Annotated in this window: 7 protein-coding genes and 1 pseudogene; 6 read left to right on the plus strand and 2 right to left on the minus strand. The window is 72.5% G+C overall.

Annotated features, from left to right (window positions below):
• From VJR25_RS05865 to xerD, 4 genes and pseudogenes are all read left to right on the plus strand, one after another.
• A pseudogene (locus tag VJR25_RS05865) lies at positions 1–801 on the plus strand (DNA repair protein RecN); the annotation flags it as partial.
• A gap of 14 nt (positions 802–815) precedes the next feature.
• On the plus strand, positions 816–2,522 hold the full coding sequence (locus tag VJR25_RS05870; protein WP_324113501.1) for a CTP synthase: 1,707 nt from the start codon (positions 816–818) through the stop codon (positions 2,520–2,522).
• 1 nt (position 2,523) lies between these two features.
• Entirely contained in the window at positions 2,524–3,096 is a 573-nt protein-coding gene (locus VJR25_RS05875; protein WP_324113504.1) for an NUDIX hydrolase, read from the plus strand.
• A gap of 1 nt (position 3,097) precedes the next feature.
• Positions 3,098–4,000, plus strand: a complete 903-nt coding sequence (xerD, locus tag VJR25_RS05880; RefSeq protein WP_324113505.1) for a site-specific tyrosine recombinase XerD — start codon at positions 3,098–3,100, stop codon at positions 3,998–4,000.
• On the opposite strand, the gene VJR25_RS05885 is transcribed toward xerD, so the two are convergent.
• Together VJR25_RS05885 and VJR25_RS05890 are read right to left on the minus strand one after the other, a co-directional pair.
• Entirely contained in the window at positions 3,982–5,208 is a 1,227-nt protein-coding gene (locus VJR25_RS05885; RefSeq protein ID WP_324113507.1) for an NAD(P)/FAD-dependent oxidoreductase, read from the minus strand. The genes xerD and VJR25_RS05885 overlap by 19 nt on opposite strands.
• Position 5,209: 1 nt before the next feature.
• The gene (locus tag VJR25_RS05890) at positions 5,210–6,307 is read right to left on the minus strand and encodes a semialdehyde dehydrogenase (protein ID WP_324113509.1); all 1,098 of its coding nucleotides are present in this window, start codon (positions 6,305–6,307) and stop codon (positions 5,210–5,212) included.
• Between the two features lie 186 nt (positions 6,308–6,493).
• On the opposite strand from VJR25_RS05890, the gene VJR25_RS05895 reads away from it, so the two are divergent.
• Together VJR25_RS05895 and VJR25_RS05900 are read left to right on the plus strand one after the other, a co-directional pair.
• Positions 6,494–7,366: a ParA family protein gene (locus tag VJR25_RS05895; RefSeq protein ID WP_324113511.1), complete on the plus strand. Its 873-nt coding sequence runs from the start codon at positions 6,494–6,496 to the stop codon at positions 7,364–7,366.
• Positions 7,367–7,374: 8 nt separating this feature from the next.
• Positions 7,375–8,133: ScpA family protein (locus VJR25_RS05900; protein ID WP_324113515.1), on the plus strand; the 759-nt coding region annotated here is incomplete at its 3' end.

Here is an 8,133-nt window from a genome sequence, read left to right on the forward strand (position 1 = left end):
CCCCAGGAGCTGGCCGCCGTCGAGGACCGGCGCGCGGTGCTGGCGGGCCTCGTGCGCGCGCACGGCACGCTGGATGCCGCGATCGAACTGCTCGGCACCGGCTCGGCGCGCCTGGCCGAACTCGACGACGACGGCGATCGCATCGAACGCCTGACCGCGCAGCGCGAAGCCGCGGCATCCGCCCTCGACACGGCCGCCGACGACCTCACCGCGGCCCGCACGGCCGCGGCGTCCCGCCTCGGCGACGAGGTCAGCGAACAGCTGCACGAGCTGGCGATGCCGGATGCCACGGTCACCGTCTCCGTCGCACCGGGCACCCCGAGCGCCGCCGGACGCGACGACGTGTCGATCCTGCTCGCGCCGCACCCCGGCAGCGATCCGCGGCCCGTCTCGCGCGGGGCCTCCGGCGGCGAGCTCAGCCGCGTCATGCTCGCGATCGAGGTGGTGATCGCCGCGACCGATCCGGTGCCGACCTTCGTGTTCGACGAGGTGGATGCCGGCATCGGCGGCGCCGCCGCGATCGAGGTGGGCAGGCGCCTCGCCCGGCTCGCGCAGACGTCCCAGGTCATCGCGGTGACGCACCTGGCGCAGGTCGCCGCGTTCGCGAACAACCACCTCACCGTCGTGAAGGCGTCCGACGGGTCGGTCACCGCGTCGAGCGTGCAGAAGCTCGCCGGCGCCGACCGCGAAGCCGAGATGGCCCGGCTGCTGTCGGGCATGTCGGACTCGGAGGCGGCGCTCGCGCACGCCCGGGAGCTGCTCGCCCTGAGCGACACGCACCCGAAGTCCAGCGTCGGCTGATAGGGTGAAAGCCCGTGACGGACACATCGACCACGGGCTCTCGCAGTACTGATCAGACGACTGACACCACCAAGCACATCTTCGTGACGGGCGGTGTCGTTTCTTCGTTGGGCAAGGGCCTGACCGCGGCCAGCCTCGGCAACCTGCTCACCGCGCGGGGGCTCCGCGTCGTGATGCAGAAGCTCGACCCCTACCTGAATGTCGACCCGGGGACGATGAACCCGTTCCAGCACGGCGAGGTGTTCGTCACCGACGACGGTGCGGAGACCGACCTCGACATCGGCCACTACGAGCGCTTCCTCGACGTGGAGCTCAGCCAGGCCGCGAACGTGACCACCGGCCAGATCTACTCGCAGGTGATCGCCCGCGAGCGGCGCGGCGAGTACCTCGGCGACACCGTGCAGGTCATCCCGCACATCACCGACGAGATCAAGCGCCGCATGCGCCTGCAGGCCGACGAAGAGCCCAAGCCGGACGTCATCATCACCGAGGTGGGCGGCACCATCGGCGACATCGAGTCGCAGCCGTTCATCGAGTCCGCCCGGCAGATCCGTCACGAACTCGGCCGACAGAACGTGTTCTTCGTACACGTGTCGCTCGTGCCGTTCATGGGCGCCTCGGGGGAGCAGAAGACCAAGCCCACCCAGCACTCCGTCGCCGCGCTCCGCTCCATCGGCATCCAGCCCGACGCGCTCGTGCTGCGCAGCGACCGCCCCGTCACCGAGTCGAACAAGCGCAAGATCGCGCTCATGTGCGACGTCGACGAGCGTGCCGTCGTCAACGCGGTCGACGTGCCGAGCATCTACGACATCCCCACGATGCTCAACAGCCAGGGCCTCGACGACTACATCGTGCGCGCGCTCAACCTCACCAAGGCCCACGACGTGGACTGGAGCCGCTGGAACAAGGTGCTCGAGGCCGTGCACAACCCCAAGCACGAGGTGAACATCGGCCTCGTCGGCAAGTACATCGACCTGCCCGACGCCTACCTGTCGGTGACCGAGGCGCTGCGCGCCGGCGGCTTCGCGCAGGAGACGCAGGTGAAGATCACCTGGATCCCGTCCGACGAGTGCGAGACCCCGGACGGCGCCAAGAGGGCGCTCGGCGGCCTCGACGGCATCGTCGTGCCCGGCGGCTTCGGCATCCGCGGCATCGAGGGCAAGCTCGGCGCGCTGCGCTTCGCACGCGAGCAGGGCATCCCGACCCTCGGCCTCTGCCTCGGCATGCAGTGCATGGTCATCGAGTACGCCCGCAACGTCGCCGGGCTCGACGGGGCGTCCTCCAGCGAGTTCGACGAGAACAGCCCGCACCCGGTCATCGCGACCATGGCCGAGCAGATCGACATCATCGAGTCCGGCGACCTGGGCGGCACGATGCGCCTCGGGCTGTACCCGGCCGCGCTCGCCGACGGGTCGATCGCCTCCGAGGTGTACGGCTCGTCGCTCGTGCAGGAGCGCCACCGCCACCGCTACGAGGTGAACAACGGCTACCGCCCGCAGCTGGCCGATGCCGGCCTGACCTTCTCCGGGCTGAACCCCGACCTCGACCTCGTCGAGTTCGTCGAGCTGCCCCGCGACGTGCACCCGTACTACATCGCGACGCAGGCACACCCGGAGCTGCGGTCGCGTCCGACCGACCCGCACCCGCTGTTCCGCGGCCTCGTGGCGGCTGCGCTCGAGCGGCACCGCTCCAGCGAGCTGTTCGAAGTCGAGGCGGGCTGACATGACGGTCGCCGAGGAATTGCGCGACGAGCCGGCCGAGCCCGCGGTGCTCGAGAGCACCGTGGCGATGCGCGGCCGGGTGTGGGACATCCGGCGGGACGTCGTCGCCTACGGAGACGGGGAGCTCATCCGGGAGTGGATGGTGCACCCCGGCGCCGTCGCGATCGTCGCGGTGGACGACGACGGCCGCGTGCTGCTGATCCAGCAGTACCGGCATCCGCTGCGCCACCGCGACTGGGAGATCCCGGCCGGGCTGCTCGACATCCCCGGCGAGGATCCGCTCGAGACCGCGAAGCGGGAGCTCGCCGAGGAGGCCGATCTGGAGGCCACGGACTGGGAGCTGCTCACCAGCATCTGGTCGTCCCCGGGAAGCAACTCCGAGATCGTGCACATCTACCTCGCCCGCGGCGTCACCCCGCTCGCCGAGGCCTTCGAGCGCACCGCGGAGGAGGCCGACATCCGCGCCGAGTGGGTGACGGTTCCGGATGCCGTGGACGCGGTGATGTCCGGCCGGATGCACAACGGCATCCTCGTCGCCGGCATCCTCGCCGCCGCCCGCCGCCTGCAGGAGTGACATGACGCCCGCGCGCGCCGTCGACGAGTACCTGCGACACGTCGCCGTCGAGCGCGGGCTGTCCGCCCACACGGTCGCCGCGTACCGGCGGGACCTGGGCGGCTACCTCGTCTGGCTGCAGCGGCACGGGGTCGAGGACATCGCCGCGGTCACCGCCGAGCAGGTGTCCGCGTTCATCGCGGAGCGCGCCGCGGCCGAGCCGCGCCCGGCTTCGTCGAGCCTCGCGCGCCTGCAGTCCTCGGTGCGCGGGATGCACCGGTTCATCCTGCGCGAGGGCATCGTCGACGACGAGCCCACCCAGCGGCTGCGACCGCCGAAGCTGCCGCAGCGCCTGCCGAAGGCGCTGACGATCGACGAGGTGCAGCGGCTGCTGGATGCCCCGGACGCGGAGTCCCCGGCCGGCATCCGGGACCGCGCCCTGCTGGAGCTGCTGTACGCCACCGGCGCACGGGTCTCCGAGGCCGTGGCGCTCGACATCGACGACGTCACGCACGGCGACATCCTGCGCGTGCGCGGCAAGGGGAACAAGGAGCGCATCGTGCCGCTCGGGTCGTACGCCCGGCAGGCGATCGACGTGTACCTGGTGCGGGTGCGCCCGGGCCTCGCGACGCGGGGGCGGGCGACGCCCAAGCTGTTCCTCGGGATGCGGGGCGCACCGCTGTCCCGGCAGAGCGCGTGGCTCGTCATCCAGGGGGCCGCCGAACGGGCGCACCTGACCGCCCACGTCTCGCCGCACACACTCCGGCACTCGTTCGCCACCCACCTGCTGCAGGGCGGAGCGGACGTGCGGGTGGTTCAGGAGCTGCTCGGCCACGCGTCGGTCGCGACCACGCAGATCTACACGCACGTGACCGCGGACACGCTGCGGGACGTCTACGTCACGTCTCACCCGCGTGCGCGCTGAGCCTCACGGGGCAGGGCGTGGGGCCTCACCCAGTCCACCGCGGCCGCCAGGGCGACGCGGCGCGACGGCATGAACACGTGGAAGAAGAACCACCGGGCGACCCACGCCGGCCAGCCGGTCAGGGGAACGCCGTACAGCTCGGCGATGCCGCGCCCGACGCCGAGGCTCGCCCCCTGACCCAGTCCGGGGAAGCGGAACGGACGAGGGGCGCGGCCCGTGAGCTCGCGCAGGATGTTCGAGCCGATCCGCGTGCCGTGGTGGATCGCCCACAGGGCGTCGGCGGGGCACGGGGCGCCGGTGCGCGGATGCGGCACAGCCGCGCCGTCGCCGCCCGCCCACAGTCCCGGGCCGAGGCGCAGGAACCGATCGGTGACGAGGCGTCCGGTCCGGTCCCGGGGGAGGGCCTCGAGGCCCTCCAGGCGCACCGGGGTCTGGCCGATCGCGGTCACCACGGTGGCCGCGGCGACGAACCCGGATGCGCCGAACTCGGCGCCGTCCGCCGTCACCGCCGTCAGCCGCGCATGCGGGAGGAATTCCACCCCGGCCGCCGCGGCCTGCGTGACCGCGTAGTCGGCGACGCGGTCGAACCGCGGTCGCAACGACGGCAGCGCCTGCGCGCCCGAGTGGGCGAGCACCACGCGGGGTGCGTCGCCGGCACGGGCGTCACGGCGCAGACGCTGCGCGATCGCGGTGGCCACCTCGACCCCGGTGAACCCGCCGCCGGCCACCACGACCGTGAGCAGGCGTCCGCGGGTGGCGGCATCCGCATACCGGGCCTCGGCCAGCACCTCGTCGAGGTGCCGGCCGAGATCCTCCACCCCCGCGGTGTCCTTGAGCGACCAGGCGTGCTCGGCGAGCCCCGGCACCGCGCACGACGCGTCGCGGCTTCCCGGCGCCACCACGATGTGGTCGCCCACGAGCGACCGCGCGCCGCTCGGCGTGGCGACCTCGACGACCCGCCGTTCCGGGTCGATGCGCGTCACCCGCCCGCCCACGAGCTCCACGCCGGGGAGGAGGTCGACGAGCGGGACGCGGGCGTGCTCGGCCCGCACTTCGCCGGTGAGCACCTCGGCCGTCCAGCCGTGGAACGAGTGGTGCCCGCGGTCGGAGACGAGCGTCACGACGACCCCGGGGCGTGCGGCACGGACGATGCGGCGCGCGCACCACACGCCTGCGTATCCGCCGCCGACGACGATCACCCTGGCCATGTCAGGCTCGGTGGACCGCGACCGCCGCGGCGGAGGCTCCGGCGGGTGCAGGCCACGTGGCGCGGTGGCCGAACGACAGCGGGTCGGCGAGCGTGAACCCGAGGTGGGCGAAGCGACGGGCGGCATCCCGCATCCGCCGCGCGTGCCCGATGCTGGCTTCTCCGGTCGCCGAGGCGGCCTGGCCGTCGAAGCTCATGAGCATGGTCTCGCACAGGCACGCATAGGCGAGGCCGCGCGGCAGTCCGATGTCTCCGCGGATGTGGATGCCCGGGATCGCGGCGACGCCGCCGTCGATCACGAGCACATCCGGGCGCTCCTCGCGCAGCCGCGGGTCCGTGTTGCGCGGCTGGGTGTCGTCCAGGACGAGCGCACCGTGCTTCAGGTGCTGCGATCCGAGCAGCGCGTCCGTGGCGGAGGTCAGCACGAGCACGACATCCGCATCCCGGACGGCATCCATCGACGTGGAGGTGCGCACCGCGACGCCGCGCCCGCGCACCTCGGCGGCGAGGTCCTCGAGCCGCTGTCCGCCGCGGGAGACGAGCGTCAGGTCGCTGCCGATCGGCTCGTCGGCGAGGAGGCGGACGACGCAGGAGCCGACGCTTCCGGTGGCGCCGACGATCGCGAGGTGCGAGCCGGATGCCGCAGCCGAGAGCCGGCGCAGGCCCTCGACGGTCAGGTGCGCGGTGAACGCGTTGCCGGTGGTCACGGTCATCCCCGGCCGCTCGCGCAGCATCCGTCCGGCGCGGGTCGCGGGAGCGGTCAGCGCGCCGAGCCCGACGATGCTCGCGCCGAGGGCCTCGGCGCGATCGATCGCGCTCTCCACGCGGCCGAGCACCCAAGGCCGCTTCTCGGTGAGGAGCTGGCGCGGCGTGGCGGGGACGACGATGATCCAGCCGTCGGGTTCGTGCGTCCCGGTGTCGCGGCGGTGGACGGTCGCGAGGCGGAGCGGGGGCACCGGCAGGTGCCGGAGTCCGGATTCCCACGCGCGGGCCGGGATGCGCCCGAGCGGACGCCACACGCGGCCCATGTCGGCGGCGACGTCGCTGCGGGGGTGGACGAGGAAGGCGAACTTCCCCCCGGTCGGCGGCTGCGGGGTCATGGGCGTGTCCTTCCGTCGGCTCATGCAGGGAAGGAGGGATGCCGGGGCGCGGTGATACCCGGGGCGCGCGACGATCCACGGCGGTTCGCGGGCCTCGCCGCCGCGTCTCGGAAGCGGGCGGCGGCTCGTCGGTAGACTCGTCGGAGCATTCCGTACCGCGCGGGGTGCACAGTCAGGAGTGATTCGGTGGCGGGCAGCTCGAGGAAGTCAAAGGACGAACGGCCGATCGGCCCGACGGGACGACCCTACAACGGGTTCGCGACACCCCCGAAGCTCGACTCCCACGGCCCCGCGCGCATCATCGCGCTGTGCAACCAGAAGGGCGGCGTCGGCAAGACGACGACCACGATCAATCTCGCGGCCGGTCTCGCGCACTACGGACGCAAGGTGCTGTGCGTCGACTTCGACCCGCAGGGGGCGCTGTCGGCGGGCCTCGGCATCGCGACGCACGAGATCCCCACGGTGTACGACCTGCTGCTCGACCCCAAGCGCGACGCGCACGAGATCATCGTGCCCACCCGCGTCGAGGGGCTCGACGTCATCCCGGCGAACATCGACCTGTCCGCGGCTGAGGTGCACCTGGTCAACGAGGTCGCCCGCGAGATGATCCTCGCGCGGGTGCTGCGCGGCGTCGCGCAGGAGTACGACGTCATCCTCATCGACTGCCAGCCGTCGCTGGGCCTGCTCACCGTGAACGCGCTCACCGCCGCGCACGGGGTCATCATCCCGCTCGAGTGCGAGTTCTTCGCGCTGCGCGGCGTCGCCCTGCTCGTCGAGACCATCGACAAGGTGCGCGACCGCCTCAATCCCGTCATCGCGCTCGACGGCGTGCTCGCGACCATGTACGACCCGCGCACGCTGCACTCCCGCGAGGTGCTCGAGCGCGTAGTGGAGGCCTTCGGCGACGACGTGCTCGAGACCGTCATCGGCCGCACCGTGAAGTTCCCGGATGCCTCCGTGTCCGGGCTGCCGATCACCGAGTTCGCGCCCGAGCACGCGGCGGCGCAGGCCTACCTGCGCCTGGCCCGCGAGCTCGTCGTACGCGGCGCCGTCGCCTGAGGGACGCCGTGAGCGACCCGGTGGACGCATCCGGGTTCCGGGTGTCGCTCGGCGTGTTCGACGGGCCGTTCGATCTGCTGCTGACCCTCATCTCCAAGCAGGAGCTCGACATCACCGAGGTCGCGCTCTCGAAGGTCACCGACGAATTCATCGCCTATCTGCGCGCGGCGCGCTCCGCGGACGAGCTCGAGGAGGCGTCCGAGTTCCTCGTCGTCGCCGCGACGCTGCTCGACATGAAGATCGCCGGGCTGCTGCCGCAGGGCGAGCTGGTCGACGCCGAGTCGGCGGCCCTGCTCGAAGCCCGCGACCTGCTGTTCGCCCGGCTGCTGCAGTACCGCGCGTTCAAGGAGGTGTCGGCCTGGTTCGCCCGCAGCATGCAGCGAGAGGAGCGCCGGCACACCCGCGCCGTGCGGCTGGATCCGAAGTACCGCGAGCGCGTGCCCGAGCTCGTCTGGACCCTCAGCGCCGACGACTTCGGCGCGCTGGCGCTGCTCGCCTTCACCCCGAAGGAGATCCCGACCGTCGGCCTCGACCACCTGCATGCGCCGCTCGTCAGCATCCGCGAGCAGGCCGCCGTCGTGGTCGGGATGCTGCGGGGCGCCGGCACCCTGACCTTCCGCCAGCTGATCGCCGGGATCGGCGAGCCCGGTATCGTGGTGGCCCGGTTCCTGTCGGTGCTGGAGCTCTACCGGCACGCCGCGCTCACCTTCGATCAGGACGAGCCGCTCGGGGAGCTGATCCTGCAGTGGACCGCCGTCCGCTGGACC

This window comes from Microbacterium sp., assembly GCF_035277845.1.
In the GTDB taxonomy this organism is placed as follows: domain Bacteria; phylum Actinomycetota; class Actinomycetes; order Actinomycetales; family Microbacteriaceae; genus Microbacterium.

Coding starts and splice junctions, on each gene's coding strand:
- VJR25_RS05875 (WP_324113504.1), top strand. CDS start 2,524: ATGACGGTCGCCGAGGAATTGCGCGACGAGCCGGCCGAGCCCGCGGTG.
- xerD (WP_324113505.1), top strand. CDS start 3,098: ATGACGCCCGCGCGCGCCGTCGACGAGTACCTGCGACACGTCGCCGTC.
- VJR25_RS05885 (WP_324113507.1), bottom strand. CDS start 5,208: ATGGCCAGGGTGATCGTCGTCGGCGGCGGATACGCAGGCGTGTGGTGC.
- VJR25_RS05890 (WP_324113509.1), bottom strand. CDS start 6,307: ATGACCCCGCAGCCGCCGACCGGGGGGAAGTTCGCCTTCCTCGTCCAC.